This window comes from Aquiflexum sp. (genome assembly GCF_041751335.1).
Classification (GTDB): Bacteria; Bacteroidota; Bacteroidia; order Cytophagales; family Cyclobacteriaceae; genus Aquiflexum.
The window spans coordinates 1-24,569 of the sequence record NZ_JBGSXS010000076.1 but is presented as its reverse complement, the minus strand read 5'-3'; the positions used below and the strand labels follow the sequence as shown (position 1 = coordinate 24,569).

At 38.5% G+C, this 24,569-nt stretch carries 23 protein-coding genes; 10 read left to right on the top strand and 13 right to left on the bottom strand.

What is annotated here, in order from left to right; all coding sequences use genetic code 11:
• Positions 1–13 precede the first annotated feature (13 nt).
• Both ACEW8U_RS04845 and ACEW8U_RS04840 read right to left on the bottom strand, forming a co-directional pair.
• Positions 14–1,348: a vanadium-dependent haloperoxidase gene (locus ACEW8U_RS04845; RefSeq protein ID WP_373520908.1), complete on the bottom strand. Its 1,335-nt coding sequence runs from the start codon at positions 1,346–1,348 to the stop codon at positions 14–16.
• An 88-nt stretch (positions 1,349–1,436) separates the two neighbouring features.
• The gene (locus tag ACEW8U_RS04840) at positions 1,437–2,675 is read right to left on the bottom strand and encodes an ROK family protein (RefSeq protein WP_373520907.1); all 1,239 of its coding nucleotides are present in this window, start codon (positions 2,673–2,675) and stop codon (positions 1,437–1,439) included.
• A 232-nt stretch (positions 2,676–2,907) separates the two neighbouring features.
• On the opposite strand from ACEW8U_RS04840, the gene ACEW8U_RS04835 reads away from it, so the two are divergent.
• Entirely contained in the window at positions 2,908–3,432 is a 525-nt protein-coding gene (locus ACEW8U_RS04835) for a phosphoheptose isomerase (protein ID WP_373520906.1), read from the top strand.
• 46 nt (positions 3,433–3,478) lie between these two features.
• Here the strand turns inward: ACEW8U_RS04835 and ACEW8U_RS04830 are convergent, their stop codons facing one another.
• From ACEW8U_RS04830 to ACEW8U_RS04795, 8 genes are all read right to left on the bottom strand, one after another.
• Positions 3,479–4,840 (bottom strand): DUF6600 domain-containing protein, encoded by a 1,362-nt coding sequence (locus ACEW8U_RS04830; RefSeq protein ID WP_373520905.1) that lies wholly within the window; start codon positions 4,838–4,840, stop codon positions 3,479–3,481.
• A 430-nt stretch (positions 4,841–5,270) separates the two neighbouring features.
• On the bottom strand, positions 5,271–5,447 hold the full coding sequence (locus ACEW8U_RS04825; protein WP_373520904.1) for a Lacal_2735 family protein: 177 nt from the start codon (positions 5,445–5,447) through the stop codon (positions 5,271–5,273).
• A gap of 48 nt (positions 5,448–5,495) precedes the next feature.
• Positions 5,496–7,058 carry a toxin-antitoxin system YwqK family antitoxin gene (locus ACEW8U_RS04820; protein ID WP_373520903.1) on the bottom strand — a complete coding sequence of 521 codons (1,563 nt, stop codon included), beginning with the start codon at positions 7,056–7,058 and terminating at the stop codon, positions 5,496–5,498.
• 107 nt (positions 7,059–7,165) lie between these two features.
• Positions 7,166–7,714: a hypothetical protein gene (locus ACEW8U_RS04815; protein ID WP_373520902.1), complete on the bottom strand. Its 549-nt coding sequence runs from the start codon at positions 7,712–7,714 to the stop codon at positions 7,166–7,168.
• Between the two features lie 3 nt (positions 7,715–7,717).
• The gene (locus tag ACEW8U_RS04810; RefSeq protein ID WP_373520901.1) at positions 7,718–8,716 is read right to left on the bottom strand and encodes a 3-oxoacyl-ACP synthase III family protein; all 999 of its coding nucleotides are present in this window, start codon (positions 8,714–8,716) and stop codon (positions 7,718–7,720) included.
• Positions 8,717–8,863: 147 nt separating this feature from the next.
• The gene (locus ACEW8U_RS04805; RefSeq protein ID WP_373520900.1) at positions 8,864–9,763 is read right to left on the bottom strand and encodes an MBL fold metallo-hydrolase; all 900 of its coding nucleotides are present in this window, start codon (positions 9,761–9,763) and stop codon (positions 8,864–8,866) included.
• A complete protein-coding gene (locus tag ACEW8U_RS04800) occupies positions 9,763–10,461 on the bottom strand; it encodes an SOS response-associated peptidase (RefSeq protein ID WP_373520899.1) in 699 nt (232 codons plus the stop codon). The genes ACEW8U_RS04805 and ACEW8U_RS04800 overlap by 1 nt, the downstream gene beginning before the upstream one ends.
• Before the next feature lie 26 nt (positions 10,462–10,487).
• The gene (locus ACEW8U_RS04795; protein ID WP_373520898.1) at positions 10,488–11,447 is read right to left on the bottom strand and encodes a YheT family hydrolase; all 960 of its coding nucleotides are present in this window, start codon (positions 11,445–11,447) and stop codon (positions 10,488–10,490) included.
• 122 nt (positions 11,448–11,569) lie between these two features.
• On the opposite strand from ACEW8U_RS04795, the gene ACEW8U_RS04790 reads away from it, so the two are divergent.
• Both ACEW8U_RS04790 and hslV read left to right on the top strand, forming a co-directional pair.
• On the top strand, positions 11,570–13,294 hold the full coding sequence (locus tag ACEW8U_RS04790) for a pyruvate dehydrogenase complex dihydrolipoamide acetyltransferase (RefSeq protein WP_373520897.1): 1,725 nt from the start codon (positions 11,570–11,572) through the stop codon (positions 13,292–13,294).
• Between the two features lie 336 nt (positions 13,295–13,630).
• Entirely contained in the window at positions 13,631–14,173 is a 543-nt protein-coding gene (gene hslV, locus ACEW8U_RS04785; RefSeq protein WP_373520896.1) for an ATP-dependent protease subunit HslV, read from the top strand.
• An 865-nt stretch (positions 14,174–15,038) separates the two neighbouring features.
• On the opposite strand, the gene ACEW8U_RS04780 is transcribed toward hslV, so the two are convergent.
• On the bottom strand, positions 15,039–16,022 hold the full coding sequence (locus ACEW8U_RS04780; RefSeq protein WP_373520895.1) for a TIR domain-containing protein: 984 nt from the start codon (positions 16,020–16,022) through the stop codon (positions 15,039–15,041).
• A 332-nt stretch (positions 16,023–16,354) separates the two neighbouring features.
• Here ACEW8U_RS04780 and ACEW8U_RS04775 point away from each other — a divergent pair, with 332 nt between their 5' ends.
• The 6 genes from ACEW8U_RS04775 to ACEW8U_RS04750 all read left to right on the top strand — a co-directional run bounded on the left by ACEW8U_RS04775 (position 16,355) and on the right by ACEW8U_RS04750 (position 20,079).
• Positions 16,355–17,020, top strand: coding sequence for a TetR family transcriptional regulator C-terminal domain-containing protein (locus ACEW8U_RS04775; RefSeq protein ID WP_373520894.1), 666 nt, complete (start codon positions 16,355–16,357; stop codon positions 17,018–17,020).
• 8 nt (positions 17,021–17,028) lie between these two features.
• Positions 17,029–18,348, top strand: coding sequence for an ABC1 kinase family protein (locus ACEW8U_RS04770; RefSeq protein ID WP_373520893.1), 1,320 nt, complete (start codon positions 17,029–17,031; stop codon positions 18,346–18,348).
• A 16-nt stretch (positions 18,349–18,364) separates the two neighbouring features.
• Complete coding sequence (locus ACEW8U_RS04765) at positions 18,365–18,721, top strand: DoxX family protein (RefSeq protein WP_373520892.1); 357 nt, start codon at positions 18,365–18,367, stop codon at positions 18,719–18,721.
• Complete coding sequence (locus ACEW8U_RS04760) at positions 18,718–19,068, top strand: DoxX family protein (protein ID WP_373520891.1); 351 nt, start codon at positions 18,718–18,720, stop codon at positions 19,066–19,068. The genes ACEW8U_RS04765 and ACEW8U_RS04760 overlap by 4 nt, the downstream gene beginning before the upstream one ends.
• 304 nt (positions 19,069–19,372) lie before the next feature.
• The gene (locus tag ACEW8U_RS04755) at positions 19,373–19,678 is read left to right on the top strand and encodes a type II toxin-antitoxin system HigB family toxin (RefSeq protein WP_373520890.1); all 306 of its coding nucleotides are present in this window, start codon (positions 19,373–19,375) and stop codon (positions 19,676–19,678) included.
• A gap of 11 nt (positions 19,679–19,689) precedes the next feature.
• The gene (locus tag ACEW8U_RS04750) at positions 19,690–20,079 is read left to right on the top strand and encodes a type II toxin-antitoxin system HigA family antitoxin (protein ID WP_373520889.1); all 390 of its coding nucleotides are present in this window, start codon (positions 19,690–19,692) and stop codon (positions 20,077–20,079) included.
• A 304-nt stretch (positions 20,080–20,383) separates the two neighbouring features.
• Here the strand turns inward: ACEW8U_RS04750 and ACEW8U_RS04745 are convergent, their stop codons facing one another.
• Both ACEW8U_RS04745 and ACEW8U_RS04740 read right to left on the bottom strand, forming a co-directional pair.
• Positions 20,384–21,706, bottom strand: a complete 1,323-nt coding sequence (locus ACEW8U_RS04745; RefSeq protein ID WP_373520888.1) for a ferric reductase-like transmembrane domain-containing protein — start codon at positions 21,704–21,706, stop codon at positions 20,384–20,386.
• 83 nt (positions 21,707–21,789) lie between these two features.
• The gene (locus tag ACEW8U_RS04740) at positions 21,790–22,926 is read right to left on the bottom strand and encodes a sorbosone dehydrogenase family protein (RefSeq protein WP_373520887.1); all 1,137 of its coding nucleotides are present in this window, start codon (positions 22,924–22,926) and stop codon (positions 21,790–21,792) included.
• A gap of 732 nt (positions 22,927–23,658) precedes the next feature.
• Here ACEW8U_RS04740 and ACEW8U_RS04735 point away from each other — a divergent pair.
• On the top strand, positions 23,659–24,569 hold a 911-nt coding region (locus ACEW8U_RS04735; RefSeq protein WP_373520886.1), incomplete at its 3' end, for an ABC-F family ATP-binding cassette domain-containing protein.

Below are 24,569 nucleotides of genomic sequence, written 5' to 3'. Positions count from 1 at the left end.
TTTATTTTTGTTATCAATTGATTCTTTCAAGGATATATTTAGCGATTAACTCTCCCTGTTTTACACCTTCTTCTATGGCATCTCTGAAATGGATTCCTCCAAATAACCTTGATATGGCCGCCTCTTCGGCGGCGAGATTAAATGATTTAAATTCTCTTTCCGGAAGTCCAAAATACACTTCGGAATCGTCAATGAATCCAAAATTATCCCCAAAGTAAGCTGTAAGTATCATTGCACTTGTTTTTGAAATCACACTATGACCACTGGTATATTCCGGAAAGGGAGGTGTCTGGAGTAAAGGCCTCCAATTTTGGTCCAAATGTTTTTGAATTGCGGATTCTGGTCTTATTCTGTCTGAATCATATTTTTCTTCCCAACAACTCACAAATGCATCATGAAGGGACATAGAAACCAAAGTGTGGATATAAATTGTTTCTTTCCAGGATAATCCTGCTTTTTTGCTGGCAATACCTGTAATACCCACCCAATGTCCACCAGGTGAAATCTTTTTCATTCCTATGGCCATGTGCCCGGAAAACTGTACCCTAAATGGGTTACAGTCCCAAAAATTGGCAATAAGTTTCTGGTCTTCTGTCAAATTGGAAGTGATTTTGAATACCTCTGTCAATTGGTTTTTGAAGGAGCTTCCTTCACCAAGGTCAAAAGGAGCTGGTGGATTGGGTTTATATGACACTAAATCAGAGATGAAAAATGTTTTTAAAGTTCGCCATTCTGGTTCTACCGCAGCCATATAAGCTGGTGGAGTAGGGTACCAATGGCCTTGGTTTCTTTTTGGAGTATACCTTGTCAATGTACTCAATTGGCTGTAACCATCTCTTCCTGCAATAGTCAAAACTTCTGAGGCGACTTGTTGGGCATATCTAACATTTTCGTCCAAAGCACTTTTCGAAATCCATTTTGACTTTGTAAATGTCTTTATAAGTTCTTGTTGTTTTGCCTCCAAAAGTTTACCCGAAGGCATTATTTTTTTTCCCACCTCCATCATGGCATATGTTGATACAAATTCAGGAGATAATTTTTTGACCGTTCCTTCTATGAAACCAGGAGCCTGAAGGTTACTTTTAGAAAAAAGACAGGACTCTTCAGATTGATCGGTCAGTCCATTCCACGCCAAGTGAGCCCCAAGCATGGAATAGGCATAGAATCTTGCAGCAGCAGGGGGGGATGCGACATCAGTAACCATCACTTCGGTCACAAAAAACAAGTTTTCAATGAGTATATCAATTGAAGGTTCATTTTTCTTTTGACCAAATACAGGTTCCACGATCCCTAGAATAAAAGAAATCAAGAATAACGTACCAATATTCAATATTTGAATTTTTCTCATTTTACCAGCAAAGCACAATTGTAATAATGGTTTTCTTTGGAGTCTATAACTAGAGGCAAATATGCTTTTGTTCTATTAGAGGATCGTATTAGAGTAATAGGTCATCAAATATTTTTTCATTGACAACTGCCAAGCCTCCCATAAGCCCCACCTCTTTTCCTAATTTATACAGACTGATTTGGGTATTTTCCCGCGCTTTTGCCATGCTATATATATTCAAGGCCTGTTGAATGGGCGTAATCAGATATTGTTTGGCTTCTGCTACAGATCCGCCTATAATGATAAGTTCAGGATTGAGCAATTGGATCAGTATTGAAATCCCCCTTCCCAAGTCAAGACCGGCTTCTGATAGGATGGTGATAGCTCGCTGATCTCCTGCCAAAGCTGCATCTACCACCACATACGGTTCCAACTCGTCATTGTTTTCTCTTACCATTCTAGCCAAAATTGAATCAGAATCAGTGGCAATTGCCTCCTTGGCCATTCTGACAATAGCGGTACCTGATGCAACAGCTTCTAAACAACCTTTTTTTCCACATGAGCAAGTAATGTCCCTTGATTCAAAAATTGGCGAGTGGCTGAACTCCCCGGCAAATCCCGATGCGCCTTGATAAATCTTCCCATCTATGAGAATTCCAAGTCCAATACCCCATCCAATAAAAATTCCCAATACATTTTTGAACTGATCGTTCTGGCCAAACTTAAATTCAGCCAAGGTCATTGCTCGGGCATCATTTTCAAGAAAAACTTTTCTTTCAAGTTTGAATTCAAAGCTTTCAACAAGACTTTTTTTACTGAATTTCAAATAGGTATGGTTGACACCATTGATTGAATCTATCAAGCCTGGCATTGAAATTCCTACAGCGATAATTTTTTCTTTGTCCAAACCCGACTTATTCTTGTGCGCTATCAGAAATTCACAGATTTTCTCGAAAGTCTCTTTTTCATTGTTCAGGGTAAGTTTGATGGTTTCTGGTTCAGTCAGCGCTTGATTCGAACAATCATAAATCGCTGTGCGAACCCTGAATCGATTGATGTCAACACTTAGAATATAAAAAGCACCATTATCCAACTGGTATAGGTCAGGCTTTCGACCTCCCTGAGATTCGGCCCTACCATTTTTAATGACTTCTCCTGAATTCATCAAATCTCCCAATAGCGAATTTACCGTAGGTAATGAAATCCCAACCTCCATGCAGATTTCACCTGCTGTATTACTACCCTTGGTATAAAGATTCTTTATTAATTTGAGTTTATTGATGAAACTTTTTGTTTCAACTACACCAGCAATTTTTTCTAAAGATTTTTTGGGGTCGATTAGATTCATTTTTTAGGGTTTGAGAAAGACAATTAAATAAATTTTTAAAGAATATCAAAAGAGCTTATTAGAAAAAATGTAAGATGACTTTGAAGTTCATTCAAAATAAAACAAGTTTTATCTTAAATTCATTATATCATTTAAAAGTTTTTTTAAATTGGCAATACATCAATAAAGTTTTACATACTTTTTTATTTGATAACTTTGAATTTAATTGCATTGATATAATTTAAATTCCACTATGATTGATGATAAATTTCTTGGGCTTGAGTTCGATAAAGAAACTCTTTTTGTAAAGCTAGGTGAAATTCTTGTCGCTGAAGGGTTCAATATTGACAAACAGGATATGCAAAGGCCATGGGGAGGTTTTTTTGTAATTGATGAAAAACAGATTGCTGCTTTTAAAGCCAGGTTTTTTTTCGAACTGGATTTGGATCAATTTCAGTTAAGTGAAAAATTAAGCCCTAAAATCCTGGTAGTTGCCCCTGAAAAAAGACTTTCCTGGCAATATCATCATCGAAGGGCAGAGGTTTGGAAACTCATCAGCGGCCATGCTGCTATAATCAGGAGTGATACAGATGATCAAAATGAACAAAATGAAATGGAAATAGGAGAGTTGGTATGGTTGAATCAAGGAGAAAGGCACAGATTGGTGGGAAAAAACTCCTGGGGTATTGTTGCCGAAATCTGGATGCATACTGATGAAAACAATCCGTCTGATGAAGATGATATCGTAAGGTTGGAAGATGATTATTCAAGAAAATAAAAATGGCCCATCAAAATGGGCCATATTACTTGATGAAACTGTTTATTTAATTGCCACCTCTGCTGCCCCCTCTTGTTCCTGTGGCAGATCTTGAATTGTTTTTTGAACTACCTCTTGAAACTGTACCTGAACCAGACCTACCACTTGCGTTGGATTGTGGTCTCGCAGTGGGCTGGGTTTGTCTGTTGGTAGAATTGCTTCTGACGGCAGGCTGACTTCTCTGATTGCTTTGAGGACTAGCGGGCCTTGCAACCTGATTATTGGCCGGCCTTGATTGCCTAGTTACCGCAGGATTATTTGTAGCACCACGATTTAACTGGCTATTTTGCGTACTCCTGTTGTTCACGGCAGGATTCCTGCTGGAATTTAAAGTACTTGGTGCTGATTGCTGCTGAACTCTGTTCTGATTACCAACCTGAGTTTCCCTACTTGAATTTGCTCTTGTTGGGGATTGGGCATTTCTCGATGGTGTCACAGCAGAATTTCTAGTTGGACTGGCAGCCGATTGATTTCCAGGTCTAGGTTGTCTTGTTTCCATTGTTCCAGAATTTGAATTACGGCTAGGACTTTGAACAGTTCCATTTGCGGTACTATTCGACCTACTTCGAGTTGCTGATCTTTGCTTATATTCGTCTGAAGAGTATACTCTAGATGGTCTAGCATTATTAGCAGACCTATTTTCAGTTACCTGAGGTCTATAAACATTCAGCCTATCGTTTTGGACTACTGCTCTACCAGGTCTTGATGAATCATTCACCTGATAAACAGGAACCCTCGATCTTGTTACCCTTTCAATATCTCTTCTTGCAGGTCCAGAAATATAGGTATTGTTGTTATGCACATATGTGTTGTTGATAATGGCAGTTCTATTGTAAATATTGACAACATTGTAATGTGGTACAAAATACCTATGGAAATGTCTATGCCTAAATCTTCTTTGAGGTACAAATACCCAATGAGATGCAGGAGCATAGAAAGAGACATTAATACCCATGCCAGGACCTAATGGAGCCCAACCATAGAAACCACCTCCGGTTCTCCAGCTAACCCATGCAGGTCCCCAATCATAGCCGGGTATCCATGCCCAACCATTATAGTTGCTAAAGAACCAACGTCCATAATGAAATGGAGCCCAACCCCAAGAATAATTCGAAACCCATGTATTTCCAAAATTTGTCATTTCCCAGTATCCATTGGTTGCATATGGCTGAAAACCTTGGTCAACATAAGGAACCCAGACATATCCATGTACCGGATCCATGACCCAATCCCCAAAAGGGCTAAGTTCATTGTAGAATGTCTGAAATGAAATGCCCATATGAGGTGACGCAGTCACATTTTGACTGAAAGCGATACCCATGCCTAGCAAGAGTAAGAAGCTATATCTGTAAATGAAGGACTTTTTCATGATAATATGGTTTAGTGTACTTGGGTGATTTTACGAAACCAGAAACCAGAAGGTTTTTAAATAATATTAAGAAAAAGGAAAAATATTTAGTAAAAACGTTTTAGCAACTTTTTTATTTATATAAAATATTTAAATAGTATAATAAAATATTATTATCCTAATGATTTCTAGCTAAATAATTTCCTTTGCTTTTTGTAGGAAGTAATTGTCAAATTTGGAAAATGATAATTTTGAACTGTAAATTGCATTCAATTCTATAAAGAACTTTGCCTTGCCACCTCGATCTCTATAGCTTTCGTGGAGATAGGTCTATAGACTGCCTTGATGTCATATCCCTTCCGGAAAAGCCATTATTTAAAACTAGGGGTGATAGGTTATTTTGTTCAGTAGGGGTGTTGGAAAACCTATCTCTGCAAAAAAAATCCGGAATTCAGTTTCCGGATTTTTTTAAGGCATCAATTTTTTTTGCGATTTCCTCAGCTTCAGCCATCAATTTATCTGCTTCAGTTCTGTTACTATGAGAAACTTTGTGCGCTTTTGATAGCATGGAGGAATATGATTCCTGTAGTTTCTCTATTTCTGTTTTTTTCTTGAATAACCCAAACATGTTTTTATTTTAAGAACATTGCGGAAAAGAAAGTGTTTCAAAAATCAATCAATATCTGAATTGAATTACATTTTCAGGTTCATTTTCCTCTACAATTTCATCATCCTTGAAGTTGATGATCTGTTCCAACCTTCCACTTAAATTGTAATATCTCCAAGGCCCTTCTTTTTTTCCATCCATCATATTACCTTCTGAAGCTTTTCTACCATTCTCATGGTAATAGGTCCATGTTCCTTCAGGCTTCCCGCTTTTATAAGTTCCTTCGGATTCTTTAGAACCATCGACATAATAGGTTATTCGGACACCTTCACCTTCATTTAATGTACCTTTGTTTAATGTCTTTGAACCGTCATAAGAAAAATAATCTCCCACATTGATTAACCTTCCATTGCTCCAAAATTCTTCTTGGGTCAGTTGCTTGTTATCATAGAATAATCCCCAAGTACCATCTTCAAAACCCAGAAAATAACTTCCTACTGATTTCAATTGACCTCCGTCATAATAATAAAACCATTGACCATTTTCTGAACCTAGGATGTATTCTCCTTCTGCAATGAGAATTCCTATTTTATTAAAATATTTCCAAAGCCCGGATTTAAGGTCGTTTTTGTATTCTCCTATGGAATAAATCTTTCCTTCGGGGAAGAAGCTTTTCCAAAGACCATCCTTAACACCACCTTTATATTGTCCCTGAACGGACGGATTACCATTGGCATGAAATTCTACATATTCCCCAATTGGTAATCCAAGTTCATAAGTCTTTCTTTTAGATAATGATCGATTTGGATAAAATTCCTCCCAAGTCCCTATGGGTAATTCATTTTCATACTTTTCTGTACGTGCGAGTCTTTTGTTTTCATAAAAATATTTCCACTCTCCTGTTTTGCTACCATTTTGAGTGTAATATTTTTCAGACGCTACAGTTCTTGTGCCAGGGAAATAAGTAGTCCATTGTCCCACTTTTCTTCCATTTGAAAATTCGCCCTTTTCTTCCACCATGTTCCCAAAAGTATATCTTGTGAAGGGTCCATGCGGTTGATTATCCTTATAATTGACCTGCACCATCAATTCACCGCCTATGGCATATTCAACATAAGGACCTTCCACGTTCCCGTTGTCATAATTCTGCACTACGGCTAAATCACCATTATTATAAAAAGTAACCCATTTTCCATGCTTCTTTCCATTAAGGTATTGACCTTCCACTTTGGCTTGACGGGGATTGAAATATTCTGGCTGATTCACCCTCCCGTAGTATTCTTTGTATGGACCTACGGGAATGCTGTCATTGAATACCATTTCAATTTTCAGTGCTCCTGCCTGATCATATTCTCTGTATATGCCTGTAAGCTTATTATCTCTATATTCAGCCTCGACATTGCGATTGTTGTTGGGGAAAAAACTTATTGCCAAACCTTCCCTTTTACCGTTGGAAAAGTTTATTGTTTGTACCAAGGTATTAGTCTGGGGATTTTGAAATTTCCAAAGGCCCTCCATTGCGCCGTTTCTCAATATCCCGGTGCCTACTAAAGTTGAATCGGCATTGTAGAGAGATACCATATTGGTATCTGTTTGGGCAATTGCCCCAAGATTTAGGATTATTAGGAACATTAATCCAAAAATATATTTCATAAAGCGAGATTTCTGGTTTTTAGTAATTAACGGTAAGCAATTAAGGTCGGTTCTAAATTAGCTTAATTTGTGAAATAAGGAAAGTTTTAATAATGATTATCAAAGATAAATGTAATTTCTTTTTTTAAAATAGAATAAGTTTTATAAAAGTCAACATCTGGTTGGATTCTTTTGAATATCTGATAAAAATCTGAGGTTGGATTATTATCCGTATTTTTTTTACATAAACTGTTACTAATGATCTTTTTATAATCCCATATAGATATTTGATCTGAAACAAAATAATGTTTTGACAATCTTTGGATAGAATCTCCCATTCTGATCGAGGTATCCTTTCCATATAAAACAAAAACAAAAAGCCCATTTCCCCACCAATTAAGAATTCTGATATTAAAAGCAGTTTCTGGGTCAAAATCCCTAATGAGATCAAGAACCTGATAAGGGCAATTGTCTAACCTATACCCATTTGTGATCTTGGTACCTTTGGATGGAGTATGTATGATAGAAAGTTCCTCTTGTGAGAATTCACCTGCCAATTGCTGAAAAAGCTCGAGGTTTAAATCTGTTTGTTCTTTGATTCTATGATAAAGTACAGGATCTAGAATTAGGTCAAGGTCAAAATTTTTATCCGACATTTCCTACCAATTCAATAACGCAGAAGCCCAAGCAAAACCGCTTCCAAAGGCAGCTAAACATACTAAATCACCATCTTTCAATCGGCCTTGTTCCCAAGCCTGACTCAATGCTATTGGGATGGTGCCTGCAGTTGTATTTCCCAAATACATGATGTTATTGAAAACTTTTTCATCAGGAAGCCCCATTTTCTGTTGGATATAATTGCTTATCCTCAGATTGGCCTGATGTGGTACAAGTAGGTCAATTTCAGATTTTTCTTTTCCATTAGCTTTTAAAGCTTCATCTATGACTTCCTGAAATCTGACAATGGCATGTTTGAAAACTGCATTTCCATTCATTTTGAGAAAAAAGTCACCTCTTTCGATCAGTTCAGCAGAAACTCTAACCTTGTTGCTACTGCTTGGTGCAATACAATATAATTCCTCTGCATGGGCGCCATCTGCATGAAGGTGGGTGGAAAGAATCCCCGGTTCGTCAGCCTCTACAGCACTCAAAATAGCCGCGCCGGCACCGTCTGCGAATATTACAGCACTTGACCTTCCCTCATCGCTTTTGTCCAAAGCAGATGACTGAATCTCCGCACCGACTACAAGTATATTTTTGTACATACCTGTTTTGATAAACTGATCTGCTACCGACAAGGCATAGATGAATCCCGAACAGGCATTTCTGATATCAAGGGCGCCGATACCGTTCATTCCCAATTCTCTTTGTAGCAGTACGCCATTTCCCGGTAAAAAATAATCAGACGTAATGGTGGCAAAAACGATGAAATTAATATCTTTTGCGGATAAGCCTGCCCTATCCAATGCCATTTTGGAAGCGGTTACTGACATACTTGTTACAGTATCCTTGCCAGGTGTAAACCATCTTCTTTCATGAATACCTGTCCTCTCTACAATCCAATCATCATTGGTATTCATGATCGTAGAAAGGTATTCATTGGTAATGATGTTTTCAGGAATGTAATGTCCTACACCTTTTATTCTGGATTTTTTCATAAAGTTATTTGGGTTTACCATGATGAATCACATCTCGGTTAATCAAACAAATATCTCATATACATAGGGGAATACCAAAAGATCAATTTTAAAGAGCACTTTATATAAGGTGATAGGTATTTTTTGAATATTTGATAAAGTCAATTATTATATCCTCCCCTGACTCTTCAATTTCCAATATCTATACAATCCTGCCACTGACATCCAACTTGGATTGGCATATTCATAGACCTGGATCAAGTCTTCGTCACAGCCTTCACTTCTCAAGTGAATTTTAGTGTACTCCATAAATAAGGGAATCACTTCTTTTTGATCCGTGTTTGTGTCGAAATAAGGTTTGATCCATTTGCTCCAATCGTGAAGGATATAACAAAGATTGTCCAAATGCTCGTCCACATTATTAATGATCCCAAAATGAGTTAAAAAAAGGCAATCCGGTTTTTCTGCTTTTAAAATGGCCATTGAGAACTCCCACTCTTTAATGTTGATATCAGGAGGAGGGCATGGGGGTACTGCAGGGCCACCATTGATTTTTACACCAGCAACATCACCTGTAAAAATCACATTTTCCATTTTCCATGCAATATGATGTGAGGCATGGCCAGGAGTATGCAAGGCTTTGAATTTGATATTGCCAAACTGTAATTCTTCTTCATGCTGAACTTCAACAATTTGATCTTTGGGTATAGGTTGCATTTCTCCCCAAAGCCGTTTCATATCATCACCATAAATCTGGGCTGCTGAATTCCAAAGTTTTTCGGGTGAAGACAAATGAGGTGCACCTATAGGATGGACATATATTTTGGCCCCTACTTCGGCAAGTTTCCATGCCGCCCCTGCATGGTCAAAATGAATATGGGTCAAGAAAACATGTTTGATTTCCTCCAATTGATAGCCATTCCTTTCAATACCGGCTTTCAATTGCTCAAACGTGCTTTCTGGACCTGTTTCAATAAGGACAGGTCCGATAGAAGTTTCAATCAAAAAACTAGCAATCGCTTCATTGGTATCCAGAAATTTCAGGTCAATTATTGCGATGTTTTCCATTATCCGAATAAAGTATAATTTCCAAATTGGTCCATTGGTGATGTTTTTCTGATGATGGCCGGCGTGTCATTATCCACTTTATTTACCAAAGGAGAAACTGTGTAGCTGATCATTTCATGTGGGGAGTAAGTGCCCAATAACCTTACCAGTTCCTCTTCTTTGCTGTATTTATCAAGCCATTTTTTTTCGTCTTCCTTTTTTAAAATGACAGGCATTCTATCGTGAATTTCAGAAACTAGGCTGTTTGGTGTGGTAGTGAGTATCAGAAAGGTATGTTTATTTTCTCCCTTTTCATTTTCAAATTCTTCCCAGACACCTGCAAAAGCAAATGGTTCCTCATTGGCCAGGGTAAACCTATATGGCGTCTTGGTTTTTTTTCCGATTTTTTTCCATTCAAAAAAACCATCAGCGGGAATCAGGCATCGTCTTTTTTGAAAAGAGGTTTTGAAGGACATTTTTTCATTCACACTTTCCGCTCTTGCATTGATTAATTTCTGGGAAACAGGTTTGTTTTTCGCAAAATCAGGTGTAATTCCCCAGTAGAAATAGGAAAATCCCTTAGGGCTGTCTGAGGTGATCACCGGGACCAATTGCGTTGGTGCGATATTGTATCTTGGTTTGAAGTCCGAAAGCATTTCTGCCTGAAATCTCTCCTCCAGTTCAATTTTACTTTTGCTTAATGAATATCTTCCGCACATGGGATGAAATATGGTTTTTTTGAAAATTACAGATTGCCGGTGATAAATTCAAATGCTCTTTTTTCGGACCAGTAGATATCTTCCCTTTTTCTTGGACTGAATCCGACATGTCCACCATACTTTGGAAATTCCATCCATACAGTGGCCAATTGACGGGCAAACTTAACAGTAAAGTATTTATCACTTAAAAACGGATCGTTTTGTGCATTCAGAACCAAAGCAGGAACTTTGATGCCCTCAAGGAAATAAAGAGATGAATTTTTTTCATAATAATCATGCGCATCTTTAAATCCGTGTAAGGGTCCGGTAAAGTGGTCATCAAAATCCATTAAAGTCTTGATTTTCCGTAAAGTCCCCAACGGGATTTCATCAGGAAAGATTAAGGCCTTTTTGGCCACTTTTTCTTTCAGTGTTTTAAGAAAGCGCTTGGCGTAAAGAATGTTTTCTCCCTTGGAAATCTGAATAGAAGAACTTTCCAAATGAAGCGGTACAGAAATACCAACTGCTTTTCTGATTTTGGGAGTCCTATCTCTTTTTTCACCAAGATATTTCAATGTCAGGTTTCCTCCCAAACTAAACCCAACCAAATAGATGGATTCATATTCATTTGCAGCATGTTGGATAACAAAATCAAGATCATATGTAGCTCCGGAATGGTAAAAAATCGCTTTTTTGTTCATTTCTTCCGAGCATCCCCTGAAGTTCCAATTGAGCACATCAAAACCATTGATGTAAAATTGTCTTGCCATACCGGTCATATAGGGACGTTGGCTATTGCCTTCAAGTCCATGACTGATGATCACAAGGTTTTTGGATGATTGTTTCAGCCAGTCAAGGTCCAAGAAGTCTCCGTCCGGAGTGTTAACTCTTTCTCTTTCAAAAGGTAACCTAAGAGTATTTCGAAAAAGGCTTGGTACAATCGTCTGCAAATGGCCATTGAAAAGCCATTTTGGGTGATCGTAATCAGTTTTTTTTATCAATGGCATTTAAATATAAAAAGGGCCTTTAGGTATTTTTCAATCCTGAAATTACTACTATTAAATTTGAATAAAGATATTTTAAGAACTATTTTTGACCTGCTTAAATTTTGAAAAGGATATAAAATCTTATGGCCGAAATAATACGAATGCCCAAAATGAGCGATACCATGGAAGAAGGGGTAATCGCAGCGTGGTTGAAGAAAGTTGGTGATGAAGTCAAACCGGGAGACATTCTTGCTGAAGTGGAGACCGACAAGGCCACCATGGAGTTGGAATCTTACGAGGAAGGGACTTTACTGCACATAGGAGTTGAAGAGAAAGGCGCTGTTCCTGTGAATGGGGTAATTGCTATTATTGGGGAAAAGGGTGAAAATATTGATGATTTGCTCAAAGAAATAGAAGGCGGAGATTCCTCTGGGTCCAAGGACAAAGAAGAAAATAAGGAAGAAGCAATAAAAGAAGATAAATCCTCTGAAAAAGAAGAGCCTAAAAAAGAAAAATCCAAGGAAGATGATTCCGAAGAGGAGGATTCCAAAGAGGATGAATCCGAAGATGAGGATGTCGATACATCAAATATCAATGCTACTTTGATCACCATGCCCAAAATGAGTGATACCATGGCCGAAGGTACGATAGCTGCATGGTTGAAAAAAGTGGGAGATGAAATCAAATCAGGGGACATCATTGCCGAAGTGGAGACAGATAAAGCCACCATGGAATTGGAGTCTTATGAAGATGGAACTTTATTGTACATCGGCGTTGAGGAAGGTGATTCTGTGGAGATCGATGGAGTAATAGCCATTGTCGGTGAAAAAGGTGCTGACTATGAAAAATTGCTAAAAGCCCAAAAATCAAAGGGAAGTAAATCTGAAGCTCCCAACAAAGAGGAGAAAAAGGAAGAAAAAACACCTGCCAAAGAAGAAAGTAAATCAGAAGATTCTAAATCGACTGAAAAAACATCGACTTCTTCTTCATCCGAAAACGGTAGGCTAAAAGCATCCCCATTGGCCAAAAAGATGGCTGAAGATAAAGGCTTCGACATCTCATTGGTAAAAGGCTCCGGAGAAGGGGGAAGAATTGTCAAAAGGGATATAGAAAATTTTGACCCTGCTGTGGCCAAATCCGCTGCGGCACCTGCTGCCATGGCGACTTCAGCACCTGCTGTCGGTCAGGAGTCCTTCAAGGAGGAGAAGGTGTCCCAAATGCGTAAGGTGATTGCAAAAAGACTTGCTGAGAGTAAGTTTCAGGCACCGCATTTCTACCTGACCATGGAAATCAACATGGACAAAGCAATCGAGGCCAGAAACAGCATGAATGAGATATCCCCTGTGAAAATCTCCTTCAATGACATGGTGATCAAAGCATCCGCTGCAGCACTTCGTCAAAACCCGAAAGTAAATTCATCCTGGCTGGGAGATAAGATCAGATACAATGAACATATCCATATTGGAATGGCCGTGGCAGTGGAGGAAGGTCTTTTGGTTCCCGTGATCCGTTTTGCTGACAGCAAGTCATTGTCCCAGATTTCCAATGAAGCCAAGACTCTCGGAGGCAAAGCCAAAAACAAGGAATTGCAGCCAAAGGATTGGGAAGGTAATACCTTTACCGTTTCTAATTTGGGAATGTTCGGCATAGATGAATTCACCGCCATCATCAATCCGCCTGATGCCTGTATTTTGGCAGTAGGGGGGATTAAGGAGACAGTTATCGTGAAAAACGGTCAGATGCAGATAGGCAATGTCATGAAAGTGACCATGTCATGTGACCACAGGGTAGTAGATGGTGCAGTCGGTTCAGCCTTCCTAAAAACCTTAAAAGGTTTATTGGAAGATCCGGTCAGAATCTTGATCTGATCCTAAAAAATAAAATAGGCCAAAAAGTCCTGTTTATTCAGGACTTTTTTGGTTTTGTATGGTTATTGAATTACTAAAATGAAATAAAGAGAAATATACTTTGTGAAATATGCTTCGCGAGATATGGTGGAAATAAGTTTCGCTAAACATGTTGCAAAAGATAGCAGTGAATCTGGTTGTTGGTTGAAAATTCAAATACCAGTTTAATATTGCAACTTATATCTATTTTATTTCGCCGTAGGCATATTTCTATTTATTCCATCTCCAATCTCATCCCAATATTTTGGGTCAAGTCGTCTTACGTCTTATGTCTTAAATCTCACGTCTAGAAAAAAAATGGAAAAAATAAAATCAACTACCGTAGTCGCCATCAAGCATAATGGAGAAGTAGTCATAGGTGCCGATGGTCAGGCTACATTGGGCAATACAGTTGCCAAAAGCACGGTCAATAAAATCAGAAAATTGCAGGGAGGAAAGATCGTGACAGGTTTTGCGGGTTCTACTGCAGATGCATTTACTTTGCTCGAAAAGTTTGAAGAGAAGATGGGTGCCTATGGCAATAACATGAAAAGGGCAGCAGTCGAATTGGCCAAGGAATGGCGGACAGACCGGATGTTGAGCAAGTTGGAGGCCATGATGGTAGTTGCTGATGCCAATGATATATTGATCATTTCAGGAAACGGAGATGTGATAGAACCGGATTTGGAAATCGCCTCTATAGGTTCGGGCAGCATGTATGCCCAATCAGCCGCCAGAGCCCTGAAAAAATTCGCCCCCCAGTTATCTGCCGAAGAAATGGTGCGGGAAAGTTTAGGTATCGCAGCAGATGTCTGTATTTACACCAACCATAATTTGGTGGTGGAGAAGGTGGAGAAATAGGAGAGGGATAATTTTAACAGCTCATGCAATCCAACTACAAAATATTTGCATTTTGCATAAATAGTCGAAAAAATACCTTCTGAATAATCGTTAGTCAGAAGGTCTTTTATATGATTCTCGGCTATGGTACATGTCAAAGGAAAACCCCTGATAGTTCATTAGATTCTAAATTTGGTTTCTTCCGTCTCCCGTCTTCTGTCTTACAGCCAAATAAATAGAAAACTCACCTAACTTGAAGACAATGCGGTGATAAATCATTCACATTAGAATATGGTGATTTGATTTGGAATGATTATGAAATGTGTTTTCCGATTTGGGATTTACACGAAGGAAAAATTTAAACGCCAGATAATCTATTAGGCAGCCTCGCTAGAATACTCTAATGGAAATATATTCCTTATATTGAATTTATAGTGGAAAATATTTTCCGTATTTATACCAAGAAGCATTTATAATGGAAAAAATTTTACCCACAAGGTTAATCGTTGCATATTTTGCGTTGTTTATATGGGTTAATCGTTGCATAGTCGGGTTTTAGGTAGAAAATGGTTAAGTTTAAAAGCTGTAGTGCATGAAAAGTAAACAAAAGTTCAAATTCACTACCAAGGTTATTAATCGCACAGTGCTTTCTACCGATTCTAATCATTTAAATATCTCCTCCCTCGGGAGGCTAGTTTTCTCGCCTAAGAAGAAAAAGGGTACGAATCCGTGCTTTCCTATTACCCCAAAACCTGCCTGACAATGTCATTCAAGCTGGCCCAACCTTATAATCCCATAAGTAGGGGGGACTCGTATGCTGATAGCTAACGATAGTGGTAGAAGAGGTACATCTCGTCAGAGACACATGGGGAGGTCGTATTTCCCATTAGCCAACGTACTTCTTGATTAACTTGTCGCAAAACTCATTTATTTTGTCAGCCGCCCCTTCCCTTGCATCATGATAATTTAGGATTTGCATTTGGAAAGGTAAAGAGGCGGAGTGCAAATAAATTGGTAGTACGTAATCATCACCTTGATTAATTAATTTCAAATTACAAAATAGATACTCATACTTGCACATTTTAGAATCAAGATAATCTGGAGATACGCACACTATGAATCGCTCTGAATTTTCTAAACTTGTATTGATTTTACTCAACCAATTTGACCCAATTTCTATACTTTCAGTGTCGAAAAATACTTTGAATTGTGTCGCAAGCTTCTCGTGAATTGCTCTAACCAAACCAGTATTTTTTCTACTGTAACTTAAAAAAAAATCATATTTATCAATGTTTAATTTTTTGTTGTAAAGGGGTTTTTGAGTCTTTAATGCCATTTTAAGCAAGTCAATTTTAGCATCACTTCTTTCAACTATTTTGATTATTTCTAATGAAGAATCATTGCTCAACCAAAATAGGCTAGTGCTAATTAGCTCTTTTACTACTTCATGTTGTGAAAAGCCTTGGTCACCTGTTAAAATCAATGGCATTGCCACAGATTTAATAGAGTGAGTTATTGTAAATGGCATTATACTTTGGTATATACCAGCAATCAAATTAAAAGGGAATTTCCTTTCTGTAGGCTCGAAACATAGGATTCTTCTAATATTTTTAAAGTTGATTTCTTTTGATAACCAGCAATGAAATTGGGCTCTTAAATCAACTTCTTTATCTCTTGATAATATCCCAACTGATAAACCCGCTCTAAAGAGGGCTCCAATCAGAGATGTCGGCGTAGGAATATAATCATTAGGGAAGGCTGAAAGAACCAAAATGTCAACTTTATGACTTTCTGGAATATTAGTCAAATCACCTCTTAATATTTGAAGTTTTTTACCTCTTTCTGTTTTTATTTCTTCTATTACCTCCATGGTATGTGAAATGTATGTTGCCCAACAGTTTAGCGCTTGGCGCATTGGCGGATTTTTAGACGATGTTCATTTGGAAGTACAAAGTTTGAAACCTGCCTAAACTGTAATAGAAGCACTTAATCCGCAATTGAGCCAAAGCCTGTCATGGGCTGGGCTTATAATGTTTCTTTTCACATTAGTTTAAAGCGCTCTAATTTGGAATGCTTTCAACAAGATCGTGAAATTACCTCCTATAAATCTAAAACATTTTTCAATAACCCAATCCGATTTATTCCAATTTTCTAAACTTCATATCCCTTTTATAGGTTATGCCTCTAGTAAACAATACCACCATGGAAAAAGTAAAGCCAAATAAAACTACGAAAGTAGATCATAGGACAAAAATAATAGCCGGATACGTCGAACATGTTTTGGAACATGGCAAACAACCTGCCTCGGTTTTTAAGTTTGCAAAAGCACTTAATATGAATGAGGAGGAGTTTTATAACTATTTCACCTCTTTCGAAGCCATCAAATCAGCCGTTTGGTCCAAGCTATTTGAGGATACCATCAATAACCTTGAATCACAGGAAGTCTTCAAAGAATACAGTGCAAGGGAAAAATTGCTTGGGTTTCTATTCACGCTTGTGGAAGAACTGAAGAAGAATCGCTCGTACTTGCTTTCTCTCTATGGGGAGAAGAAAAATATGAAAAGCCTCCTCCCAACAGAGGTAAAAGTTTTCAGAAGCAAATTCAAGGATTTTGCAAATGAGATTATTTTGGAAGGGAAGGAGACCGAGGAAATTGCCAGCAGACCGGTGATTTCAGACCGATACGATGAAGCCCTTTGGCTGCAGGTGTGGTTTGTATTTCAATTTTGGCTGAAAGACACTTCTACAGCCTTTGAGAAAACCGATGCGGCAATTGAGAAGTCCGTCAACTTGGCCTTTGACCTGATGGGCAAAAGTGCCTTTGACACCTTTATTGATTTCGCCAAATTTTTGTACCAGAATAAATAACCATTTCAATGAGTAACAAAATCAAAGAGCAGCAGAGTATCCCTGTATCCAAAGTTCAGCGGGCTGCCAAATTTATCAGTACCGGTGCAAAAGTTGGTGGCAATTACATGAAGCATTACGCCAAAAAGGTTGTAAATCCTTCCATGACCAATGAACAGCTTCATACCGACAATGCATCTGACATTTACAAATCATTGAGTCAGATGAAGGGATCGGCCTTGAAAATAGCCCAAATGATGTCCATGGACAAAAACCTGCTACCAAGAGCTTATCAGGACAAATTCACCATGGCGCAATATTCCGCACCGCCTTTGTCCTACCCTTTGGTGGTGAAGACCTTTCAGAAGAATTTTGGAAAATCACCGGATCAGATGTTCGATACGTTTACCCGTTCGGCTGTTAATGCGGCATCTATTGGTCAGGTACATCAGGCTACCAAAGATGGTAAGAAATTGGCCATTAAAATCCAGTATCCCGGAGTGGCAGATTCAGTAACTTCTGATCTTAGACTCGTGAGGCCTTTTGCACTTCGCTTGCTCAATATGAATGAAATAGAACTTGACCATTATATGGGTGAGGTTGAGGAGCGTTTGATAGAAGAGACAGATTATTTGTTGGAAGTAGAGCGGTCCAGAGAGATATCAGAGGCATGTGGACATATTCCAAATCTCAAATTTCCGATTTATTACGATGAACTGAGCGCAGATCGGATCATCACCATGGACTGGATTTCGGGAAAACACATCAAAGAATGGATGGACACCAATCCGTCACAAGAATCCAGAAACCAGATTGGTCAGGCACTTTGGGATTTTTACCACCATCAGGTACATAACTTAAAACAAGTACATGCAGATCCCCATCCGGGTAATTTCATCATTCAGGACGGAGATCAATTGGGTATCATTGATTTTGGCTGCGTGAAGGTTATCCCCGAAGATTTTTACCAAGGCTATTTTGCATTGATCAAAAAGGAACTGTTGATCAATCAAAAAGACCTGGATCAAATTTTCTATGATTTGGAATTTATCTCTGATAAAGACACTGAGGTTGAAAAGGCCTTTTTCAAAGGCATATTTACCGAAATGATTTCTCTGTTGGGCAAACCTTTTCATGTGGACAAATTTGACTTCGCGGATGATGATTTCTTCAATGAAATCTTCCAATTGGGAGATAGAATTTCCAATGATAAAATGTTCCGAAAGTCCAGACAGGCCAGGGGCTCCCGTCACGGGCTTTATATCAATAGGACTTATTTTGGTTTGTATAATCTACTCAATCAATTAAAGGCTGAAGTGAATACCACAAAGCCTCAATGGTTAGAATAATCTTGAAGTATAAAATATGATGATGACAAATTTATCTGTGATTGCGCAACTTATCGTTGCAGTTTCTATTGTAATTGTTTGGGTATTCCGTTTTGAGAATATCGAAAAAGAATTCAGAGAATATGGATTAAATACATTTATGCGTTCAGCAGTTGGTTCTGCTAAAATAGCTTTGGCAACCCTACTTGTGGCAGGCATTTGGTATCCTTCTTTGGTACTTATCCCAGCTTTACTAATGGCTTTTCTGATGGTCAGTGCTCAGTATTTTCACTTTAAAGTGAATAATCCTTGGCAGAAACGCATGCCTTCTCTGTTTCTTTTGCTTCTTTGTCTCTTTATAGCTGCAGTTTCCCTCAATTTAATCCCTGGATGAGTTTATTAGTTGGATTGGTGGTTTTCTCAGGAATTTCTTTTTTGATTTATGGGATAGCTTATTTTACATCACCCAAAATGAAAAGTGAATTTATTCGCTTTGGATTAGAAAAATTCGGAACGCTTACTGCTATCCTGGAGATTTTGGGAGGACTGGGCTTACTCGTTGGTTTGATGTTAAATTTTTTTCTATTAATATCCGCAGGAGGTTTAGCGTTGTTGATGCTTTTGGGAGTAGGGGCGAGGCTAAGGGTTAAGGATGGATTTTTGGATACGCTACCAGCTTTGTTATTTTTTGTTCTCAATTCGTTTATATTTATTGAATCAATAAAAATTATTGGGGATTAAAAATTTCTAAGGATGGCAAGAAAATGGCCATCAAAATTCAATACCCGTGCTTTACATATTCTCTATGTTCAGTGATAGGCAAGGGGGCAGGACCAATTTTTGGGATTTATAACCTACTCAATCAATTAGAAGCTAATATAGTAACTACCAAACCTGAATGGTTGGAAGCAAATGAGAAAGTTTACAATTAGATATTCCTGTTTTTTGTTTGTGAATAATGATACCTCTGAAAAACTCAGAGGTATATTTTTTGGAATAGTTTCCAAAAAGTGTAACTTTAATTAATTTTTAGATGTATTGGCTAATGAGGATTATTTCTGAAAAAAAATTAAAAGATTTTGCAATTGTTCATCCTGATGCAAAAATGCCTTTAGAGAGATGGATTGCTGTTATCAGAAGTTTGAAATTGGATAACCTCAATCAAATAAAGGAATTCTTTGGATCGGCGGATATTGTTTCTAACAATAAGGTAATATTCAATATTGGAGGAAATAAATATAGACTAGTTGCAGGGGTTTACATAGCTAAAAAAGGAAAGAAAGATATCATCTATACCATATGGATCGGTACGCATTCGGAATATGATAAAATTGATGTTAATAATATTTAAAACTAAAAACTATGGAAATTCAAGACAGACCTAGACTCAAAATCATCGAAAATGATAATGAATATGATGAGGCTTTAAAAGCTATCAAAAGTTTGATGGATTCTGGATTGTCAGAAGAAAATGAAGACTACTTAGAAGTATTGTCATTGATAGTTGAAAAATTTGAAGAGGAAAAAGGGTATAAGCTTGAAGATAATAATGTCGATGCTGTGGATATTATCAGCTATTATCTATCGGAACACGAATTGCCCCAAAAAAGCCTGATCCCAATACTAGGTCCTGCCAGTAGGGTCTCAGAAATAATGAATAGGAAAAGAAAACTCAGCCTGACCCAAATTGAAAATCTTCACACACATTTCAAAATCCCTTATCAGCTTTTGATGAAACAGAGAGAAAATTAATTGCTTGATTATTTTGAATTGATTTTTAGATGTCCTTTAATGAATTGTTCGACTCCTTTGGAGTCGCATGTTTATAGATAAATGTATTGTCTATAAACATACAACCCCGATGGGGTTGAATAAAAAAAAGCCAACATAACAGGCATTAATTGATCACCAGTTTAAAATTAAAATAGCACTATTTGTTATCAAAATTAAAACCCTCTAGTTGCAAATAGTATAGCAGTAAGCACTAAAATCACTCCAACCAGGTCCGCTATTCTTTTTATAGTTTTATAAAGTATTTTTCTGTGTTCTTCCATCTTTATACCAAATCAAATCTTTCTGCGTAAATATTCTTCCAATCAACTCCGGCATTCCTAAAAGTCAGCTCTGCTTGATTCATCATTGAAGCCGGTCCGCAAATGTAATAGTCGAATTCATTGCAGTTTTCAGGTAGATATCTCATCATCATCTCTTCTGTAATATATCCCTCTTCACCTTCCCAGTCACCTTCCGGCTCATCCAGGACATGAACCAATTGCAGGTTGATCTTCTTTTCCAATTCAGCCAATGCATCTCTGAAAGGGATGTGCTCCCAGTTTTTATTTCCAAAAAGCAGGATACATTTCCGCTTATCTTTCCGGTCAGATAATGTTTTTAAAAATGAAATTGCGGGAGTGACACCGATTCCGCCCATTACCATAAAACAAGGTTTGTCTTTGAGGGTAAATGAGCCAAATGGACCTTCCACATATACAGTCTGTCCGGGTTTCAGGTATTTCCAGGTATTGGTGAAATCCCCCAAACGCTTGGCCGTGAGCTCCAGAAAGCCGGAATCTGCACTGGAGGAAAATGAAAACGGATGTTGCTGCAACGTGAAGGGTGTTTGTGCTATTGTAATCCAGATAAACTGTCCCGGTTCGAAGCTGAATTCCAGCGCATCTTTTTTATCGAATCTTATGGTGTAGCAGTCATCTCTTTTGGGACGGACTTCCGTGATGATCCATGGTTTTTTCTTGGTTTTCCACGGTCTGATCAGTCTGGTATGGAAAATAAAATATACCATCGGTGCAAAGAATAGAATGAGTAGACCAACCTTCAAGGGACTGTTGAGATAATGACCTACCTGAATGCTGTGGACTATACCTACGAATACCAGTCCAAAACCCAATATGCCATGTATTAGTCTCCACCATTCATAATTCAGGCCCGTGCTGACACGCCAAAGGCTGCTGTAAAGCAAGGCAACCATTCCAAATGTGGCGAATACCAATGCGGCGGCTCTTGGGAGATTTGCTCTCGGATCGAAAAATTCAATATAACTCCAGTCTGCCATCAATAGCAATGCAGGATGGCAAAGTGTCAATACAATGGCTACGATGCCAACTTCTTTGTGAAACTGTATAATATTATCTGCCCCAAAATGAGAAGCTATTTGTTTTATTCTGCCTGAAAATAAAAACTGCAATCCAAACAAGGCCAGCCCAATAAATCCAAGTGACACCCCAAACTCCGCCAAAAAGCTTCTTTTCGGTGGGATACTTCCTGAATATGAAATTATGAGTGGCAATAAGCTGAGTGAGAAAAACAGCATTAACCAAAACAGTCCATTGGATAGACTATATCTTAAAGGTTTCTGTATCATATAAAAAGTAATTTTGAGATAGTAAAAAGGTTTATTTTGATATTTAATAAAGAGAGAAATTCGGGAAGGAATTCTCAGGTATTTTAAGAACCCTTATAGCTGATCCTATAAACACAATTGGCCATATCGTCTGAAACGAGCAAGCTTCCATCAGGCATCTGCATCACATCTACAGGTCTGCCCCACACATCTTGGCTGTGGTGGTCCAGCCAGCCTTCGGCAAAAACTTCCTCTTTCACCACTTTTTGATTTCCGTCCAATACCACATTTGTCACTTGGTAGCCTACCTTCTTGCTTCTGTTCCAAGAGCCATGCTTTGCGATAAATATATTGTTTTTGTATTGTGCAGGAAATTGGCTGCCGGTATAGAATCTCATTCCCAAAGGGGCAACATGTGCCCCGAGATTTTTTGCAGGAGGTATATAGGCTGATTTGTTCTTGTCTTTACTGCCAAACTCAGGATCTTTGACATCACCTGCATGCCAATAAGGATAGCCGAAATGCATTCCCTTTTTAGGAGCATGGTTCAGTTCACAGTCAGGTATATCATCACCCATCATATCGCGGTTGTTTTCGGTAAACCAGAGTTCTTTTGTGTTGGGATGCCAATCAAAGCCTACACTGTTTCTCACACCATGGGCAAAGATTTCAGGTTTCATATTCGGGGCATTGACATCTATCCTTGTAATGGAGGCAAATATTTCCTCATCTGGTTCGCAGATATTACAGGGAGCCCCAACAGGTACATACAACATTCCATCAGGCCCGAAAGCGATAAACTTCCAACCATGATGGGCTTTGTCAGGGTATTGGTCATACACCACTTCGAATGAGGGATTATCCAGATTATTGTCAATATCCTTAAATCTTAAAATCCTGCTGACTTCCGCCACATATAGGTCTCCGTCCTTAAACGCCACTCCGTTTGGCATCCTAAGTCCCGAAGCCAATGTGTATTTTTTATCCGCTTTGCCATCGCCATTGGTATCCTTCAGTGCATAGATATTTTTGCCCTGACGGTTTCCGACAAAAACAGTACTTCCATCAGCATTCATGGCCAAAGACCGTGCATTGTCCACATCCTCTGCCCAAACCTCAATCTCAAAACCTTGAGGAAGTTTGATGGTTTCCAATTGGATATAGGAATCTTTCTTTTGGGCATTACAGGAAATTGCTGCAAGACAAAAAATTGCGATCAGTGTTATTTGGAGTATTTTCATGTTTTTTTTATTTTTCAATTATGTATAGTTTGCAATACAGCATTCAAATCCAGTAAAGGACTTTGCCTTGCCACCTCGAGTCATTAAACATTTTGTAAAACTCTTCAGAATAGGCAATGATATCAGGTTACCCCTACATACGGGAGGTAGAGCGTCATCCCGAGGCACGAGGGATCTCCAGAGGTCCTATTTATGTTTATATCTATCATTTACTGATCCTCATGAGACCCTTCCTTCGTCAGGGTGACGGGCCGAGCCGATTAGGTCATTTTTCACACCAAGGGTAAATTACCTAACTGTTTTTAATTCCTGCAGACCTCTGGGATTTTGAGCAATCTTTGTACTACTTTTTAATGTTGGCTTAATTAGAAACATTTTTCTGTTCTGATAGATTCCCCGTAATTCTACAGGACAGGCTATCCCTTTACTGAAGGCTTTATGGTTAAATAAGAAAAAATAAAAGCTCGTTTTGATTGACGGATCCGTTTTCTTTGTACTTAGTTTGTCACTTTGCCAAACTGCCTACTACCACCCACACTGTGTGTACTGCCCACTACACCCTGCCCACTGCTACTACCTAATGAACACTGCCCACTGAACACTGAACACTGCCCACTGACCACTGAACACTGAACACTAAACCCTTTCTCCCAAATAACCCAAATTTACCCTTTCGAGTTTAATATTCCTTTCATAATCCTTTATTATTGGGAGAATAGTTATTTTTGCAGCATGTTATCAATCAGTAATCTTTCATTTTTCATCGGCGGCAGGGCTTTATATGAAAACGCATCCCTGCATATCAAACCAAAAGATAAAATCGGACTCGTCGGACTCAACGGTACGGGTAAGTCCACATTATTAAAAATCATCAATGGTGACTACCAACCTTCTTCAGGTGAAGTCCAAAAAGCCAAAGGCACGTCCATAGGATTCTTAAATCAGGATTTGCTTTCTTACCAATCAGAAGACAGTATTTTGGATGTGGCTTTGGAAGCCTTTCAGGAGACCCTGAAACTACAGGAAGAGATAGATGCTATCCTCAAACTGATGGAGACAGACTATTCTGATGAAGTCATCAATAAACTGGCAAAGCTACAGGATCAGTTTGAAGCCAATGAAGGATATACCATCAAAGCCAAAGCAGAAGAGGTTTTGGAAGGAATTGGGTTTCAGACCAAGGATTTACAAAGACCTTTGAAGACTTTTTCGGGAGGATGGAGGATGCGTGTAATGTTGGCCAAATTGCTTTTGGAAAAGCCGGCCCTTTTGATGCTCGATGAACCTACCAACCACTTGGATTTGCCATCAATTCAGTGGGTGGAAAATTATCTAAAAAACTATGAAGGTGCGGTAATCGTCGTTTCTCACGATCAGACTTTCTTGGACAATTGTATCAGTACTACCGTGGAGGTGTCAAATGAGACATTGACTTCGTATCCGGGAAATTATTCTTTCTATAAAGAAGAAAAGAAGATCCGAATGGAGCTTCAGAATAATGCTTATGAAAATCAGCAACAGATGATCAAGCAGACGGAGCGATTCATCGAGCGATTCCGTGCGAAAGCCACTAAGTCCAACCAAGTTCAATCCCGAATCAAAGCGCTAGATCGCTTGGATCGGGTAAATGAAGTCGTTAATGA

Coding starts and splice junctions, on each gene's coding strand:
- ACEW8U_RS04845 (WP_373520908.1), bottom strand. CDS start 1,348: ATGAGAAAAATTCAAATATTGAATATTGGTACGTTATTCTTGATTTCT.
- ACEW8U_RS04840 (WP_373520907.1), bottom strand. CDS start 2,675: ATGAATCTAATCGACCCCAAAAAATCTTTAGAAAAAATTGCTGGTGTA.
- ACEW8U_RS04835 (WP_373520906.1), top strand. CDS start 2,908: ATGATTGATGATAAATTTCTTGGGCTTGAGTTCGATAAAGAAACTCTT.
- ACEW8U_RS04830 (WP_373520905.1), bottom strand. CDS start 4,840: ATGAAAAAGTCCTTCATTTACAGATATAGCTTCTTACTCTTGCTAGGC.
- ACEW8U_RS04825 (WP_373520904.1), bottom strand. CDS start 5,447: ATGTTTGGGTTATTCAAGAAAAAAACAGAAATAGAGAAACTACAGGAA.
- ACEW8U_RS04820 (WP_373520903.1), bottom strand. CDS start 7,058: ATGTTCCTAATAATCCTAAATCTTGGGGCAATTGCCCAAACAGATACC.
- ACEW8U_RS04815 (WP_373520902.1), bottom strand. CDS start 7,714: ATGTCGGATAAAAATTTTGACCTTGACCTAATTCTAGATCCTGTACTT.
- ACEW8U_RS04810 (WP_373520901.1), bottom strand. CDS start 8,716: ATGAAAAAATCCAGAATAAAAGGTGTAGGACATTACATTCCTGAAAAC.
- ACEW8U_RS04805 (WP_373520900.1), bottom strand. CDS start 9,763: ATGGAAAACATCGCAATAATTGACCTGAAATTTCTGGATACCAATGAA.
- ACEW8U_RS04800 (WP_373520899.1), bottom strand. CDS start 10,461: ATGTGCGGAAGATATTCATTAAGCAAAAGTAAAATTGAACTGGAGGAG.
- ACEW8U_RS04795 (WP_373520898.1), bottom strand. CDS start 11,447: ATGCCATTGATAAAAAAAACTGATTACGATCACCCAAAATGGCTTTTC.
- ACEW8U_RS04790 (WP_373520897.1), top strand. CDS start 11,570: ATGGCCGAAATAATACGAATGCCCAAAATGAGCGATACCATGGAAGAA.
- hslV (WP_373520896.1), top strand. CDS start 13,631: ATGGAAAAAATAAAATCAACTACCGTAGTCGCCATCAAGCATAATGGA.
- ACEW8U_RS04780 (WP_373520895.1), bottom strand. CDS start 16,022: ATGGAGGTAATAGAAGAAATAAAAACAGAAAGAGGTAAAAAACTTCAA.
- ACEW8U_RS04775 (WP_373520894.1), top strand. CDS start 16,355: ATGGAAAAAGTAAAGCCAAATAAAACTACGAAAGTAGATCATAGGACA.
- ACEW8U_RS04770 (WP_373520893.1), top strand. CDS start 17,029: ATGAGTAACAAAATCAAAGAGCAGCAGAGTATCCCTGTATCCAAAGTT.
- ACEW8U_RS04765 (WP_373520892.1), top strand. CDS start 18,365: ATGATGATGACAAATTTATCTGTGATTGCGCAACTTATCGTTGCAGTT.
- ACEW8U_RS04760 (WP_373520891.1), top strand. CDS start 18,718: ATGAGTTTATTAGTTGGATTGGTGGTTTTCTCAGGAATTTCTTTTTTG.
- ACEW8U_RS04755 (WP_373520890.1), top strand. CDS start 19,373: ATGAGGATTATTTCTGAAAAAAAATTAAAAGATTTTGCAATTGTTCAT.
- ACEW8U_RS04750 (WP_373520889.1), top strand. CDS start 19,690: ATGGAAATTCAAGACAGACCTAGACTCAAAATCATCGAAAATGATAAT.
- ACEW8U_RS04745 (WP_373520888.1), bottom strand. CDS start 21,706: ATGATACAGAAACCTTTAAGATATAGTCTATCCAATGGACTGTTTTGG.
- ACEW8U_RS04740 (WP_373520887.1), bottom strand. CDS start 22,926: ATGAAAATACTCCAAATAACACTGATCGCAATTTTTTGTCTTGCAGCA.